Source organism: Alishewanella agri BL06, from assembly GCF_000272005.1.
Taxonomy (GTDB): Bacteria; Pseudomonadota; Gammaproteobacteria; order Enterobacterales; family Alteromonadaceae; genus Alishewanella; species Alishewanella agri.
Genome location: NZ_AKKU01000012.1, coordinates 114,360 through 128,802, shown reverse-complemented (window position 1 = coordinate 128,802; position 14,443 = coordinate 114,360). Strand labels below are relative to the sequence as shown.

14 protein-coding genes and 4 tRNA genes are annotated in these 14,443 nt (G+C 51.4%); 6 read left to right on the top strand and 12 right to left on the bottom strand.

Going from position 1 to position 14,443, the window contains the following annotated elements; genetic code table 11:
- Nucleotides 1-59 precede the first annotated feature (59 nt).
- The 4 genes from tyrS to AGRI_RS07335 all read left to right on the top strand — a co-directional run bounded on the left by tyrS (nt 60) and on the right by AGRI_RS07335 (nt 4,886).
- Complete coding sequence (gene tyrS, locus AGRI_RS07350) at nt 60-1,262, top strand: tyrosine--tRNA ligase (protein ID WP_008984335.1); 1,203 nt, start codon at nt 60-62, stop codon at nt 1,260-1,262.
- Between the two features lie 129 nt (nt 1,263-1,391).
- Nucleotides 1,392-3,005 (top strand): penicillin binding protein PBP4B, encoded by a 1,614-nt coding sequence (pbp4b, locus tag AGRI_RS07345; protein WP_008984334.1) that lies wholly within the window; start codon nt 1,392-1,394, stop codon nt 3,003-3,005.
- Nucleotides 3,006-3,016: 11 nt separating this feature from the next.
- The gene (locus AGRI_RS07340; RefSeq protein ID WP_008984333.1) at nt 3,017-4,732 is read left to right on the top strand and encodes a potassium/proton antiporter; all 1,716 of its coding nucleotides are present in this window, start codon (nt 3,017-3,019) and stop codon (nt 4,730-4,732) included.
- A complete protein-coding gene (locus AGRI_RS07335) occupies nt 4,671-4,886 on the top strand; it encodes a hypothetical protein (RefSeq protein WP_008984332.1) in 216 nt (71 codons plus the stop codon). The genes AGRI_RS07340 and AGRI_RS07335 overlap by 62 nt, the downstream gene beginning before the upstream one ends.
- Before the next feature lie 24 nt (nt 4,887-4,910).
- Here the strand turns inward: AGRI_RS07335 and AGRI_RS07330 are convergent, their stop codons facing one another.
- Both AGRI_RS07330 and AGRI_RS07325 read right to left on the bottom strand, forming a co-directional pair.
- Nucleotides 4,911-5,813, bottom strand: a complete 903-nt coding sequence (locus tag AGRI_RS07330) for an AEC family transporter (RefSeq protein ID WP_008607307.1) — start codon at nt 5,811-5,813, stop codon at nt 4,911-4,913.
- Nucleotides 5,814-5,816: 3 nt separating this feature from the next.
- Entirely contained in the window at nt 5,817-6,092 is a 276-nt protein-coding gene (locus AGRI_RS07325; protein ID WP_008984331.1) for a GIY-YIG nuclease family protein, read from the bottom strand.
- 80 nt (nt 6,093-6,172) lie between these two features.
- Here AGRI_RS07325 and AGRI_RS07320 point away from each other — a divergent pair, with 80 nt between their 5' ends.
- Entirely contained in the window at nt 6,173-7,447 is a 1,275-nt protein-coding gene (locus AGRI_RS07320; protein ID WP_008984330.1) for a DEAD/DEAH box helicase, read from the top strand.
- A gap of 118 nt (nt 7,448-7,565) precedes the next feature.
- Here AGRI_RS07320 and AGRI_RS07315 read toward each other — a convergent pair whose 3' ends face one another.
- From AGRI_RS07315 to aguB, 5 genes are all read right to left on the bottom strand, one after another.
- Nucleotides 7,566-7,910, bottom strand: a complete 345-nt coding sequence (locus AGRI_RS07315; RefSeq protein WP_008984329.1) for a hypothetical protein — start codon at nt 7,908-7,910, stop codon at nt 7,566-7,568.
- Nucleotides 7,903-8,121, bottom strand: coding sequence for a type II toxin-antitoxin system prevent-host-death family antitoxin (locus AGRI_RS07310; protein ID WP_008984328.1), 219 nt, complete (start codon nt 8,119-8,121; stop codon nt 7,903-7,905). Before AGRI_RS07310 ends, AGRI_RS07315 begins: the two co-directional genes overlap by 8 nt.
- 73 nt (nt 8,122-8,194) lie before the next feature.
- Entirely contained in the window at nt 8,195-8,473 is a 279-nt protein-coding gene (gene ppiC, locus AGRI_RS07305) for a peptidylprolyl isomerase PpiC (RefSeq protein WP_008607313.1), read from the bottom strand.
- 17 nt (nt 8,474-8,490) lie between these two features.
- A complete protein-coding gene (gene aguA / locus AGRI_RS07300) occupies nt 8,491-9,603 on the bottom strand; it encodes an agmatine deiminase (RefSeq protein ID WP_008984327.1) in 1,113 nt (370 codons plus the stop codon).
- Nucleotides 9,600-10,487, bottom strand: coding sequence for an N-carbamoylputrescine amidase (gene aguB, locus AGRI_RS07295; RefSeq protein ID WP_008984326.1), 888 nt, complete (start codon nt 10,485-10,487; stop codon nt 9,600-9,602). The genes aguA and aguB overlap by 4 nt, the downstream gene beginning before the upstream one ends.
- A gap of 269 nt (nt 10,488-10,756) precedes the next feature.
- On the opposite strand from aguB, the gene AGRI_RS07290 reads away from it, so the two are divergent.
- Nucleotides 10,757-11,935, top strand: a complete 1,179-nt coding sequence (locus tag AGRI_RS07290; RefSeq protein ID WP_008984325.1) for an FAD-dependent oxidoreductase — start codon at nt 10,757-10,759, stop codon at nt 11,933-11,935.
- 744 nt (nt 11,936-12,679) lie between these two features.
- Here AGRI_RS07290 and AGRI_RS07285 read toward each other — a convergent pair.
- The 5 genes from AGRI_RS07285 to AGRI_RS07265 all read right to left on the bottom strand — a co-directional run bounded on the left by AGRI_RS07285 (nt 12,680) and on the right by AGRI_RS07265 (nt 14,330).
- Complete coding sequence (locus AGRI_RS07285) at nt 12,680-13,693, bottom strand: IS110 family RNA-guided transposase (RefSeq protein ID WP_008984200.1); 1,014 nt, start codon at nt 13,691-13,693, stop codon at nt 12,680-12,682.
- A 260-nt stretch (nt 13,694-13,953) separates the two neighbouring features.
- Nucleotides 13,954-14,028 (bottom strand) — tRNA-Gln (locus AGRI_RS07280).
- A gap of 19 nt (nt 14,029-14,047) precedes the next feature.
- Nucleotides 14,048-14,122: transfer RNA gene (locus AGRI_RS07275), tRNA-Gln, on the bottom strand.
- 27 nt (nt 14,123-14,149) lie between these two features.
- Nucleotides 14,150-14,234: transfer RNA gene (locus AGRI_RS07270), tRNA-Leu, on the bottom strand.
- A 19-nt stretch (nt 14,235-14,253) separates the two neighbouring features.
- Nucleotides 14,254-14,330: transfer RNA gene (locus tag AGRI_RS07265), tRNA-Met, on the bottom strand.
- Nucleotides 14,331-14,443: the final 113 nt, after the last annotated feature.

Here is a 14,443-nt window from a genome sequence, read left to right as displayed (position 1 = left end):
GGAACATCAGCTAGAATGGCTGTTCTATGAGCGAAAAAGCAAGATTGCAGGAGTATAAAATGGCCGATTGGGCACAGGCATTAGCAGAGCTGAAACGCGGTTGCGAAGAAATTCTGCTGGAAGAAGAGCTAATTGCCAAATTAAAAGAAGGTAAGCCGCTAAAGATCAAGGCCGGCTTTGATCCCACCGCTCCTGATTTGCATTTAGGCCATACGGTACTGATTAATAAATTGCGGACTTTCCAGCAGCTGGGCCATGAGGTGATTTTCCTGATCGGTGACTTTACCGGCATGATTGGTGATCCAAGCGGTAAAAACGTGACCCGCAAGCCGCTAAGCCGCGAGGATGTGCTGGCAAACGCCGAAACCTACAAAGAACAAGTGTTTAAAATTCTTGATCCGGCGAAAACCCGGGTAGCCTTTAACTCGCAATGGATGGGCGAGTTGGGTGCAGCTGGCATGATTAAGCTGGCGTCGCGTCAGACGGTCGCGCGGATGCTGGAGCGCGACGATTTTAAAAAGCGCTTTGCTAACAACCAGTCGATCTCGATCCACGAGTTCCTCTATCCGCTGGTACAGGGCTGGGACTCCGTAGCATTAGAAGCCGATGTCGAGATGGGCGGTACCGATCAGCGCTTTAACCTGCTAATGGGCCGTGAGCTGCAAAAAGAAGAAGGTATGCGGCCGCAAACCGTGATGATGGTGCCGTTGCTGGAAGGTCTGGACGGCGTGCAGAAGATGTCCAAGTCGCTGGGCAACTATGTCGGCATTACTGATGCACCGAGCGAGATGTTTGGCAAAATCATGTCGATTTCTGACGATCTGATGTGGCGCTACTACGATTTGTTAAGCTTCCGGCCGTTAGCGGAAATCCAGCAGTTAAAGCAGGATGTGTTAGCCGGTGCCAACCCGCGCGATGTGAAGATTTTACTGGCAAAAGAGATTATTGCCCGTTTCCATGATGAGACAGCTGCTGAAGCGGCGCATCAGGATTTTACTCAGCGTTTTAGCAAAAATGCTTTACCAGATGATATTCCGGAAGTGCTGCTAAGCTGTGAGGGACAGGCAATGCCGATTGCTAACTTACTAAAAGAAGCGGGTTTGGTTGACAGCACTTCAGAAGCAATCCGGATGATTAAGCAAGGCGCGGTGAAATTAAACGGTGAGCAAAAGATTGAAGATAGCAAACTGGATGTCGCGAAAGGCAGCAGCCAAATTTATCAGGTCGGTAAACGTAAGTTTGCCAAAGTCACCTTGCAGTAATGACCGGCCTGGCAGCGAATGCCTGCTGCCAAACGTAGTCTTTTCAACACAGCCGGTTGTTTAACGCCGGCTGTGTCATTTTTGGCGGCAGCACTGGGCGAGGTCCGAAAAAAGAAGCGGTGGAACTGTATGTTAGGACGTTTATTATTTAGCGGTTGCCTGTTGCTTAGTCTGGTGGCTTGTAGTTTGTCGCAGCAAGCTCCCAGTCGCACTGTTAGCGCAGCTGAGCAACTGGTACTGGCCGAGCAGCGTGGCCAGTTGGTGTTGCATTGGCCGGAGCAGCGCAGTGAGCGTGTTGCGGTAAATAATAAACGGCGTTTTCTGGCTTATGCCGGTCAGGGCGAGTTATTGATCGATCTGCAACAGACACAGGAGTTACAACTGAGGCTGAATCAACAGCTGCTGACGCTTACAGCCACAGCGCAACAGCAACGGATTGATATTTCGAAGCTAACCCGTAATGGCGAGAACCGGCTGGAGTTGGTCAGTATCAAGCCGGCCAATGCACAGGTACAAATTAGCATCCCTTATCCGACATTACGCAGCGATCTGACCTCTTATGCCACCGCCTTTAGTGCCGTTGACCAGTTAATAGAGCAGGAGATCAGGCAAGGCTTTCCCGGTGCCGTGCTAGTGGTGGTAAAAGACGGCGTCATTATTAAACACAGTGCCTATGGCTATGCCGAGCGTTACCAGGCGGACGGAACCCTGCTGAGCCAGCCGCGGCTGATGCAAACCGATACGCTGTTTGATATCGCCTCTAACAGTAAAATGTATGCCACTAACTATGCGCTGATGCGCTTAGTCAGTGAGGGTAAGCTGGATGTGACTAAGCCGGTACAGCACTATCTGCCTGAGTATCAGGGCGATGGCCGCGAGCAGCGCACGGTCAGTGACCTGCTGTACCACACTGCCGGCTATGCGCCCGAGGTGCATTTTTTCCGCCCGGATAACCGGCATGGCCCGCAGTTCTATTCGTTAAATAAAGCCGATACCGAGCAGCTTATTCTGACTCAGGTCCCGTTTGCGACTGAGCGTGGCACGGCCGTAGTCTACAGTGATGTCGACTATATGCTGCTGGGGATGCTAATTGAGCGACTCAGTGGCCTGTCACTGGATCAGTATCTGCGTCAGCAGTTTTATTTACCGCTGGGGTTATCCCACACCCTGTTTAATCCGCTGCAACATGGCTTTAGCCGCGAGCAGATTGCCGCAACAGAGCTCGATGGTAACAGCCGTGGCGGCCGGGTTAGTTTTCCGGCCAATCGTAGCGGCGTGATTGTCGGCGAGGTGCATGACGAAAAAGCCTTTTATTCGTTTCAGGGCGTGGCAGGCCATGCCGGTTTGTTTAGCACCGCTGAAGAGCTGGCCGTGTTGATGGCGTTAAGTTTACAAGGTGGTGGTTATGGCTGGCAGCAGTTTTTTACACCGGCAACCCTGGCACAGTTTGTGGCGCCGTCACCCTATGACCATCGCTTTGGACTGGGCTGGCGCACCGCAGTGCAGGGCGACTTAAACTGGCACTTTGGTGCCTATGCCAGTGACAGTGCCTATGGTCATACCGGTTGGACCGGCACTGCGACAGTGATCGATCCGGAACAGCAATTATTGGTGGTACTACTTACCAATAAAAAGCACAGCCCAATCGTTGCCGAGGGTGACAGCTACCGTTTTAGCGGAGATAGCTTTGAAACCGGACGTTATGGCTCCATATTAACCCTTATTTATCAGGCTTTACCGTAAAAGGACCGACTATGTTTTTGATTGACCAGCTTATTCTCGTTGCCTCTGTGCTGATTCTACTGGGTATTCTGTCCAGTAAGCTGTCAGCCCGGTTGGGTTTACCGATGCTGGTGCTGTTTTTATTAGTCGGGATGTTAGCCGGAGAGGAAGGGTTTGGTCGTTTAGCCTTTAACAACCCGCAGTTCGCGCATGCGGTCGGTACCATAGCACTGGCTTTTATTCTGTTCGACGGTGGTTTACAAACTCCCCTCAGTGCGGTGAAAAAGGTGTGGAAACCCGCGTCGATTCTGGCAACCTTGGGGGTTATGGTGACAGCGCTGCTCACCGGCGTCGCGGCCAGTTATATTCTGTCAATCAGCTTAATGGAAGGTTTGCTGATCGGCGCTATCGTCGGTTCAACTGATGCCGCAGCGGTATTCTCACTGTTACGTAATGCCGGTATTAATCTGAACGAACGCTTGAAGTCGACTCTGGAAATTGAGAGTGCCTCGAACGACCCGATGGCAATTTTCCTAACAGTCACATTGCTGGAAGTGCTGGTAAATGGCTTAAAACCCGGTGTTGGCGTATTGCAGCTGTTCTTTTTACAGATGGGTGGCGGCGCCTTAGTCGGCTTATTGATTGGTTATCTGACGCTGCAACTGCTGCACCGGATCCAACTGCAGGCAACCGGCTTATATCCGGTGTTGGTAGCGGCTGCCGGTTTACTATCCTTTGGTCTGGCGGCTAATCTCGGTGGCAGTGGCTTCCTGGCCATCTTTATCTGTGGTGTGATGATTGGAAATAACAAATTTGCGTTTCAGAAAACGACCTTTCTGTTCCATGATGGTTTGGCCTGGCTAAGCCAGATTATGATGTTCGTGATGTTAGGGTTACTGATTAACCCCAGCTCACTGCTGGAAGTTTGGTGGCAAGGGTTACTGATCGCCGCTGTATTAATCTTCGTGGCCCGACCATTGGCGGTATTGCCGGTGCTGAAATGGTTTGGCTTTTCACTACGGCAGATGACTCTGGTGTCCTGGGTTGGGCTGCGTGGCTCAGTACCGATTATCCTGGCGATTTTTCCACTAATGTATGGCTTGCCGGGTGCGGAACTTATTTTCAACGCGGTGTTTTTTGTGGTGTTAATTTCCGCAACCTTACAAGGCTCCACTCTGGCTTGGGTTGCTAAAAAGTTGGATTTGATTGAACCGGTAACAGCCAAGCCAGCGGCAACACTGGAAATTACCGCCTTAGGGGATGTTGACGCCGAAATTGTCGAGTACACCCTGGCAGCAGGATCGAGAGCGATCAATCGCCGCTTGTCCCGGATGGCCTTACCTGAGGGGGTGGTGGTTGCCATGATTACCCGGCAGGAGCAAATTATTCCGCCGCGAGGTTCAACGGTGCTAGAGGCTGGTGATCATCTGTTTGTGGTGCTGAAAAAAGATTATAAACCGATGCTGGAGCAAATTTTTTCTGAGCCAGGTTTTATTAACCCTGAATTACCCACTACGCTAAGGTTAAAAGGGGCGAGTCGGTTTAGTGATCTGGCTTGGTGTTATAACCTGGATTTTACCGGGCAGGATGCTGAGCTAACATTGGATGAGTATTGCCGGGAAAAACTGAGCACTGAGGTTGTGGCTGGAGCTGAGGTGATTATCGGCGCGATAAAATTAACTGTGGATGAAATTGTCGGTAACCGCATTACCACAGTACAACTGGATACCCGGCTGGAAAGCGATTAAACGCCCGATAACGCATAGCGGCGAACTGGTACGCGTCGGCGGCCTGGACGAAAAGCTGGATACCGGCATTGCCATTATGTTGGATGTAGAAAAGGCGCTTGGCCTGACCGAACATATCAAAAAGCTGGAACAGCAAAAGCCGCTGGACGCCTGATAAGCAGCCGTTAGCGGCCGTACGCTAACTAAGCAACCAATACACCACCGGCAGGGTCACTAAGCCAGCCAGAATACCAAAACCAATGACGCCACTGACTAAGCGTGGCGCCAGACCTGCCATAATGGCGATAGCGCCAGCCGAAATCATTGGCGGCATCGCCGCCTGAAAGATACTGATTTGTACCGCCAAACCTTCCTGCCCCAAAGCTCGCCAAATTAGCCAGGCACTGATTGGCATCAAAGCCAGTTTGATGCAGAGTGCGCTAATCAAAGGTGACACTTCAGCTTTACTAAAGCGGAAACTGAGCTGAAAGCCAACCGCAATCATCACCACCGGCACCAGGGTCGCAGCCAGATTATCCACCAGTGATACTGCCAGTGGCGGCAGACTAAAATCCCGGATCAGCAAGCCAACGATCAACGCAATAAAAGACGGAAAACCAATAATCTTCAGCAAAATCGCCTTGGGGGTTGGCTTAGTCATTGTTGGGCTATAGATCGCCGCCACGATAGTGACATAGGTTGCCAGCGCAATAAAGGAACCAATCTGGTCATACACCACGGCATAAGGCATGGCGGTTTGACCAAACAGCGCTTCGGTCATCGGAAAGCCAAGAAAAGAGGTATTGCCCAGCGGCAGGATCACCAGCAAAGCCCCGGTGACTTCGCGGGACCAGCCAAATAACCGGCTGAGTAGCAATACTGTGGCCACCACCACCAACAGCAGCAACCAGGGGGTGACAGCCGGGATCAACAGGGCAAAGGAGAACTCCAGCAACTTGATATTTTTCAGGATCAGCGCCGGTAATGCCACATAGAGCACATAGATATTCAGCACTAAACCACTGTTGTCCGGCATGGCGGGTAAACGGCGTAACAGCATGCCAATAAGCAAATAGGCCAATACCAGGTAAAAATTTTCCATCTTCTACTCGCTGTTGGTTAAAGGGGCAGAGCGCGAAATTAACTGTTCCTTAGCGGCTTTACTGAGTTGCTTAACCTGATACTCAGCTTTACTGGCGCTGGCGCGACAGGGGTGAGGCTGTTGATAAACCAGGGTCAGCGGGCCCTTACCGCGCAGCGACTTAGCGCCACCGGCTAATTCGCCCCGATGTTGGCGCAGGCGCCGCACCGGATCGGTACTAATGCCGGTATAGAGTTGCCCTTGTGCGGTACGGATCAGATAAAGATACCAGTCGGACACGGCATCATATCTCCGGCGCCGTCGCCCTGCTATAATAGCCGGCTGACACAGCTTGACGAAAAACTAGTTCGGAACATCGCATGCAATTTCAAACCCTGGCTCTGGCAGAGCCTATTCTACGTGTTTTAGCTGAGCAGGGCTATCAGGCTGCTACGCCAGTGCAGCAGCAAGCTATCCCGCCGATCCTGAGTGGCAAAGATGTGCTGGCTGGCGCCCAAACCGGTACCGGCAAAACGGCGGCTTTCACCTTACCATTACTGCAACAACTGCTCAATGCGCCGAAAGTCTTACAACCAGCCCAAGTTAGAGTATTGGTATTAACGCCCACCCGCGAGCTGGCGCAACAGGTATTTGAAAGTGTGCAAACCTATAGCCGCTATTTGTCAGTGCGGTGTGCCGTATTTTATGGCGGGGTGTCAATCCGGCCGCAATATGACGAGGCGGAGCAAGGGCTGGATATTCTGGTCGCCACGCCGGGGCGTTTAATTGATCATCTACATCAACAGACCATTGATTTAAGTCAGCTGGAAGTGCTGGTGCTGGATGAAGCAGACCGCATGCTGGATATGGGGTTTATTGTTGATATTAAACGCATTATGGCCAAGTTGCCGGCACAGCGGCAGACCCTGCTGTTTTCGGCGACCTATTCCAAAGAGATTAAAATTCTGGCCGATGAGCTGTTAAATAAGCCGGTATTAATAGAGGTGGCCACCGCTAACGCAACTGCAGACCGCGTCACCCAACAAGTTTATCTGGTCGATCGTCATCGCAAGCGCGAACTGATTTCGCATATGATTGGCATGCAAAACTGGCCGCAGGTGCTGATCTTTGTCCGCACCAAACACGGTGCCGACCGGCTGGCGAAACAACTGCAAAAAGACGGCCTGACCACAGCTGCGATCCATGGCGATAAGGCGCAGGGGGCAAGGCAACGTGCACTGGATGAATTCAAACAGGGTAAGGTACGGATTTTAGTGGCGACCGATATCGCTGCCCGTGGTTTGGATATCAGTGAGTTACCCTATGTGGTGAACTACGATCTGCCACAGGTTGCCGAGGATTATGTCCATCGGATTGGCCGCACCGGGCGCGCTGGTTTAAGTGGCGTAGCGGTCACGCTGGTGGGGCCGGATGAACTCGGCGCTTTGCAGGATATTGAAAAACTAACCCAGCAGGTGCTGCCAACCCAGATCGTACCGGGTTATGAGCACGACCCCAGTTTTCAGCCACCAGAAGAACAGCTGGCGCGTAAACCCGGACAGCGGCCAGGTGCTCGGCATGATGGTCCGGCGAAAAAGCAATCTGCCGGCAAACTTAAAGCCAAACTCAGAGCTAAAGCACTGGGTAAGGCCTAACAACAACACCGCGACACAACAGTTTCACAACAGCGGCGGCAGCGGGTGCGGCCGCTACTGCTTATTCAATCAGACTTAAAATATCTGCCACCAGATCATCCATTGCCAACAACAAGCTTTACAGTAATAAGGTTAATTCATAGAGAAGCTTTTGCACATTTTGCCGGCTATCCATTAGCAGTAGCAGCTCAAGCTGTTGCTGCTTAGCATCTACCCGATAAAATAGCAGATTATGTTTATCCAACTGCCATTGCCGGTACTCGGTTAAGCCCAGCTTGAACAAGCGTTCGCTAATTGGCGCAATCAGTGGCTGTGTGGGTAAAGTCGTGGCGATTTGCTCTTTAATGCCTGCCAGCGTTTGATTCGCCAGTTCTGCGGAATACTTTTCAGTTAAAAATGCCTGCAACCTTTGGCGCGATAAACGAAACAGTGGCGAGGCGACCAGCGTGTAGCCACTAGTCAAAGGCGTGCTCCAGCGTTAATGCCTTATCTTGTAATGACTTTTCGGAAAGTTTTAATAATTTCAGTAAGGCGAGGGTATCCTGCTGGAATTGATAATCCTGATAGGATTGCACCACAAAAGCCGGCTTACCGTTTTTGGTGATCAGTAGCTCTTCCTGTAGCTCCAGCGTATTGGCATGTTCTTTCAGGTAGGTGATGGTCTCAGTTTGCATTGGCAGTCCTTTAAAAGACTTTTTTCAGACTGATTCAGCTTAGCAGAGAGTATTGCAATCGGCAAATAGCGAGCTAACTGCGATAGAGGGTTTTGATTAGATGAAAGCCAAACTGGGTTTTAACCGGCCCTTGCACACTTAACAGCGGCCCTTTAAAGACCGCATCGTCAAAAGGCTTGACCATCTGGCCTTTACGAAACTCACCGAGGTCACCGCCTTTTTTACCGGACGGACACAATGAGTGTTGTTTTGCCAGTTTGCCAAAGTCGGCGCCTTGCTCCAGCTGCTTTTTCAGCTTTTCCGCTTGTTCGCGGCTTTTTACCAGAATATGTAAGGCGCAGGCTTTGGCCATGGTCGTTACGCTCGCGATTAGCCAGCAGGTTGCTGCTGGGTGATACAGTGAATATTACCGCCGCCAAGCAGGATTTCCCGGCCTGGTACCGTCACTACCTGATGCGCCGGGAACAGCTGCTGCAGGATCTCTGCCGCGACCTGATCGTTCGGATCATCAAAGGTGGGCAGAATTAAGCCGCCATTACATAAATAGAAATTAATGTAAGAGCCGGCCAGACGGGCATTGGCTTCGCGAGGGATGGCGGCCATTGACTGATCGACAGACGCATATTCTTCGGCTTTGGCGATAATCGGCGCCGGTACCGGCAGCTTATGCACCTTAATTTTGCGGCCTTTCGCATCGGTGCTGGTTTCTAAATAGTCCAGCGCCGCCTTGCTGCGGGCATACTGCGGATCGTTCTTATCGTCAGTCCAGGCTAACAACACTTCACCGGGTTTGACAAAGCAGGCCATATTATCGACATGACCGTCAGTTTCATCATTAAAGATGCCGTCTTCCAGCCACAGCACTTTTTCAATCGCCAGATGCTCGCGCAGCATGGCTTCAATCTGTTCGCGGCTTAAATGCGGGTTGCGGTTGGCATTGAGCAAGCATTCGGCTGTGGTCAGCAGGGTGCCTTCACCATCGACATGAATAGCGCCACCTTCCAGCACAAAGCCCTCGGTGCGGTAGCGCGGCAGCTGCTCAATGCCAAGAATTTTACTGGCAACCTGATCATCGCGATCCCAGGGGAAATACAGGCCGCCATTCAGGCCACCCCAGGCGTTAAAGGTCCAGTCCACGCCACGGACTTCTCCTTTACCATTGGTAACAAAGGTCGGGCCGGTATCACGGCACCAGGCGTCATTATTGGAAATTTCGACAACACGGATTGGGAACTTGGTATTGGCCTGGCTTAGCTGGGCGTAGGCATTAGCATATTGTGCCGCCGATACGCCAACCGATACCGGTTCAAAGCCGGCAATGGCTTTAATGACGGTAACAAAGGCCGCTTGTGCCGGTTTGGCACCTAAACGCCAGCTGTCAGTGCGCTCCGGCCAAATCATCCAGGTTTGCTTATGCGGCGCCCACTCGGGCGGCATGCTAAAACCGTCTTGTTTCGGGGTAGAGGTTAGCGTTTGGCTCACTTGCTGTTCTCCGGGTTGATTTTGCCGTCTTTGGTCAGCAGCGTATCGTAGATATCGATGCGACGGTCACGGAACACGCCCCAGGCGCGACGAATGGCGGCCACTTCATCTAAATCAAAGGTATGGACCAGTACGGCTTCGTCTGTTTCGTTCGCTTCCTGTACCTTGGCACCGCTGTGGTCAGCAATAAAGGAGCTGCCATAGAAGGTAATGGAGAAATCGCCCTCGGTTTCAGTACCAATGCGGTTAGATACGATCACCGGCGTTAAGTTTGCCGCCGCATGACCCTGCTGCGTGCGCTGCCAGTGGTCACGGGAATTAATAGTGGCATCATGCGGCTCACTGCCAATGGCAGTGGGGTAGAAAATCAGCTCAGCGCCCAGCAGTGCCATGCTACGGGCACACTCCGGGAACCACTGATCCCAGCAAATACCGACGCCCACTTTGGCATAACGGGTATTCCAGACTTTAAAACCGGTATCGCCCGGGGTGAAGTAGTATTTTTCGCTGTAACCCGGGCCATCCGGAATATGGCTCTTGCGGTAAATGCCCATATTGCTGCCATCGGCATCCAGCATCACCACAGTGTTATACAGGCAGTTGCCGGCACGCTCATAAATGCTGATCGGCAGCACCACTGCCAGCTCTTTGGCAATCTTGGCAAAGTGTTTTACCGCCGGGTTGTCTTCTACCGGCACGGCAAAACCTAAATACTCAGGTTTTTGCTTTTGGCAGAAATAGTTACGTTCGAACAGTTCCTGTAACAGAATGATTTGTGCGCCCTGAGCCGCCGCCTGGCGCACCAGCTTTTCCGCGCGGGCGATATTTTCTTCGACATTCCAGCCACCAATCATCTGGGTAGCAGCAACCGTTACATTACGCATCAGATCTCTCCAAGTCAGCAGTGATAAGTCCGGTCTACAGGGTACCGGCGTATATAGCCGACATCAGCTTTGCCAGCATGTCGGCTATCGCTTTGCTGCCGCGGCGTAGCCGGGCAACAGGGCGCGCAAAATGCCGCATTTTCAGTCAGCCGTCAATCTTTTTTCGGCTTATTTGATCTGGCTGTTTTGCACGCTACAAAATTGTTGTTAACCTTAGCAAAATTTTACCGGAATTACTTGCCGCGGTGCGGTAAAAGCAGGACAAAAAGATGCAAAACCTAATAACCAGCGATGTGGTGATCAGCGGCGGCGGTATGGTCGGTGCCGCCCTGGCGGTTGCACTCAGTCGCTTAGGCTTGTCGATTACCGTGCTGGAGCGCCAGGCGCCAGCGCCGTTCGAAGCGCAAAGTGCGATTGATTTGCGGGTGTCGTCGTTAAATCTGCGCTCCGAACGTTGGCTGACAGCTCTCGGCGCCTGGCAAAACCTGCAGCAAATGCGGCTGTGTCCGTATCAATATTTACAGGCAGGCGAGGGCAGTGCGCAGCTGCGCTTTGCTGCCAGTGAGATTGGCGAGCGTCACCTTGGCCATATTGTCGAAAACAATCTGGTACAGTTGGCGCTGTGGCAGCAATTTGCTGAGCCAATCACGGTACTGACTGACTGTGAAATTACTGCGCTACAGCAAGACGAGCAGGGCGTGGAGCTAACGCTGAGCGATGGTCGTGAGCTGCAGTGCCAGTTATTAATTGGTGCTGATGGGGCGCAGTCTAAAGTGCGGCAGCTGGCTCGTATCGGTACTGCCGGCTGGCAATATCAGCAAGCTTGTCTGGTGGCCTATGTCGATACACCTTATCCACAGCAGGATATTACCTGGCAGCAGTTTTATCCCAGCGGCCCGCGCGCCTTTTTACCCTTACCTGGCGCGCAGGCGTCCTTAGTCTGGTATGACGAAGCTGCCAAAGTGAAGCAATTGGCGGCGTTAAGCGCCAAAGCTTTAGAGCAGGCCTTTATTGCGGCGTTTCCGCCAGAGCTGGGTGCGATTAAGCTAAAAAGCTCAGCCTGGTTTCCGCTGGCGCGGATGCAGGCACAGCAATACGTTAAGGGCCGGGTGGTATTAGCCGGCGATGCGGCGCATACCATTAATCCGCTGGCCGGGCAGGGGGTGAACTTGGGCTTTGCTGATGCGATGTTATTGGTTGAACAGCTGGCGGCGAATTTAAGCGCTGGCAAGTCCCTCACGGATGCGGATAGTTTACAGCAGTATCAGCGGCAGCGGCGTATGCAGAATACGCTGATGATGGGGGCGATGGATGTGATTTATCAGACCTTTAGCCGGGAGTCGGCGCCGCTGTCGTTGTTGCGACAGCAGGGGCTTAGGTTAGCGGCCAAGGCAGGGATGGCGAAGCAGTTGTTAACTAAGTATGCCGTGGGGAATTCGGTGTTCTGAATCATTTAGTTATCTTAATCTATATAGCTGCGCTCTCAGAGCTACAAAGTCTGGAGCGGAGCATCCGGCGGCTAAACGCGCCGTACAACTTTGCCGGGGCACGCCGTGAACCCATCCCTGGGGGCTCCTCTTTCGCATCCATGCGAAAGACGTCCCCGGTCAAAGTGTACTATGCATTTACCGCCTCGTTCGGCAGGGGCTTCTGCATTCACGATTTCCGACCGAAGCTCGGTGAATGTAATGAATACTGTCTGAAAGAACTCTTGGTAACACGATAGTGAACGAGGTGGTAAGCATTCCGTGCACTTTGTAAGGGAATGTATTTTTCAGGGATGAAAAATGCAAGCGTACAGGGATGTATTCACAGCGTGTCCCGTCAAAGTTGTACGGTGTGCTTGCCGCCGGATGCACATATCCCGACTCTGAAGCGTCCAGACCATTGCAGCGCCCTCAGCTGGGTAGTAATTTTCTCCACCGGCTTCAAGGATCACATATATGTACACCTCAAAAAAGTCCACCGTTTGGCATGAAATTTTAATGTATTAACGGATTAAGCTACCTACGTATATCCGGCCTTTTTATTGAAGATATCTTTAACTCTTCTGGCCCAAATGAGAACCGCGCCTCTGCTGCTTATCGTCCCTACGGAGTTTAGACTCCTGCGTGATCATCAGCGTTTTCAAAGGCCGGATTAACCTGTTAATTCATTTTTATTACTTGCCTGGTGGTGTGAACTCGTTTGTTTTAGCCTGGTTGATACTCTTGCTGGTGATAAAGCACGGACCAGATAATTCGAGCGAGCTTGTTGGCTATAGCAACAACTGCTTTGTGCTTACCGCGACGTTCAGTCACTTTTCTCGCCCAGCTAGATAGCCTATCGTTATTGTTGTCGGCATTACGCAGAACGCTCCAGGCTCCTTGAATCAGCATATTGCGTAAATAGGCATTACCACGTTTGGTTATGCCTGCCAGTTTTTGCTTCCCTCCGCTGGAATGCTCTTTAGGGACTAATCCAAGATTAGCCGAAAAGTGCCGACCATTTTTGTAAGCTTTACCATCACCCGCAAATGCGAGAGCTGTCGTAGCCGTCTTTTCACCTACACCACGAATGGTCATCAATCTCTTGGCATTGGGGTTGGTTTGGGCCTGAGTTTTAATATGTTTATCTAACCGGTCAATAACCGCATCTAGTGATGCCCATTCTTGTTGGATATCACCGATAAGTGCTCGTGCTGCGCTAGTAAGGCCATTTTCTGCATCTTCCAATAAATCAGACAACGCATTTTTTAACGACGTTCTGCCGGTTGCGAAGATAATGCCATATTCATTTAACAAGCCGCGCAGTTGATTTATCAAAGCCGTGCGAGCATCCACCCGACGTTTCCGGAGTTTATGCACTATCATCATATCGGTTTGCTCAAGACTACGGGGTCTGACGAAGTGCATATTGGGGCGCCTTGCCGCTTCAGTAATCGCGAAAGCATCATTACGGTCATTTTTGTTGCCTTTGACAAAAGGCTTTACATGAATAGGCGGGATAAGTAACACCTTAAAGCCAAGCGCTTCTAAAGTGCGCCCCCAGTAATTTGAACCAGAGCAGGCTTCCATTGCAATGGTTGCATCTGGGTAATCAGCTAACAATGCCAGCAAATCCTTACGTTTAATAGTACGATTAAAAACGGCTTTACCTGCCTGATTGACGCCACAGAGCTGAAAAATACTTTTTGCTAAATCGATTCCAATTAGTGTAACTTTCATGTTGGACACCTCATGTAAACTTATTGACGGTTAACACATCAATAATGGCGCATTGTGACGCCGATTTCACTTGAGGTGTCCATCTCATCATCCCTGTGCCCTGTCAGCCTCCGCAGCATCCCTGCTGCTGTTACGAAAATTCTACCGCAGCTAAGGGCTTAACAAATATCGGTGAGGCGTCAGGATAGATCGAAACCAAACGAGAGTTGCTTAAACACCAAAAAGCGAAAACCCGACACATGGTCGGGTTCTCTAAATAATGGCAGGGGCGGCTGGATTCGAACCAACGCATGGCGGGATCAAAACCCGCTGCCTTACCGCTTGGCTACGCCCCTACTGGGAATTCTGAGTTAATGGCAGGGGCGGCTGGATTCGAACCAACGCATGGCGGGATCAAAACCCGCTGCCTTACCGCTTGGCTACGCCCCTGCAGAAACTACAGCTACTTGTTTAGGATGGTGCGGAAGAAGAGACTCGAACTCTTACGCCTCGCGGCGCTGGAACCTAAATCCAGTGCGTCTACCAATTTCGCCACTTCCGCATGCATGAGAAAAGTAAAGTGGTGGCTACAGCGGGAATCGAACCTGCGACCCCAGCATTATGAGTGCTGTGCTCTAACCAGCTGAGCTATGTAGCCACGTAAACTTGTCCTAAGCAAGTGGCGCGTATTATGCTGATCTGAAGAAATAGCGTCAACCGTTTTTTTCGCATATTCCGGTTCTGCCTGCTTGTTTGCCGAATTTCTATGCA

Excerpts from the sequence above, each read along its gene's own strand:
- aguB (WP_008984326.1), bottom strand. The coding sequence starts at position 10,487 with ATGCGTAATGTAACGGTTGCTGCTACCCAGATGATTGGTGGCTGGAAT.
- AGRI_RS07340 (WP_008984333.1), top strand. The coding sequence starts at position 3,017 with ATGTTTTTGATTGACCAGCTTATTCTCGTTGCCTCTGTGCTGATTCTA.
- tyrS (WP_008984335.1), top strand. The coding sequence starts at position 60 with ATGGCCGATTGGGCACAGGCATTAGCAGAGCTGAAACGCGGTTGCGAA.
- AGRI_RS07320 (WP_008984330.1), top strand. The coding sequence starts at position 6,173 with ATGCAATTTCAAACCCTGGCTCTGGCAGAGCCTATTCTACGTGTTTTA.
- AGRI_RS07335 (WP_008984332.1), top strand. The coding sequence starts at position 4,671 with ATGAAATTGTCGGTAACCGCATTACCACAGTACAACTGGATACCCGGC.
- AGRI_RS07310 (WP_008984328.1), bottom strand. The coding sequence starts at position 8,121 with ATGCAAACTGAGACCATCACCTACCTGAAAGAACATGCCAATACGCTG.
- AGRI_RS07330 (WP_008607307.1), bottom strand. The coding sequence starts at position 5,813 with ATGGAAAATTTTTACCTGGTATTGGCCTATTTGCTTATTGGCATGCTG.
- AGRI_RS07285 (WP_008984200.1), bottom strand. The coding sequence starts at position 13,693 with ATGAAAGTTACACTAATTGGAATCGATTTAGCAAAAAGTATTTTTCAG.
- ppiC (WP_008607313.1), bottom strand. The coding sequence starts at position 8,473 with ATGGCCAAAGCCTGCGCCTTACATATTCTGGTAAAAAGCCGCGAACAA.
- pbp4b (WP_008984334.1), top strand. The coding sequence starts at position 1,392 with ATGTTAGGACGTTTATTATTTAGCGGTTGCCTGTTGCTTAGTCTGGTG.
- AGRI_RS07290 (WP_008984325.1), top strand. The coding sequence starts at position 10,757 with ATGCAAAACCTAATAACCAGCGATGTGGTGATCAGCGGCGGCGGTATG.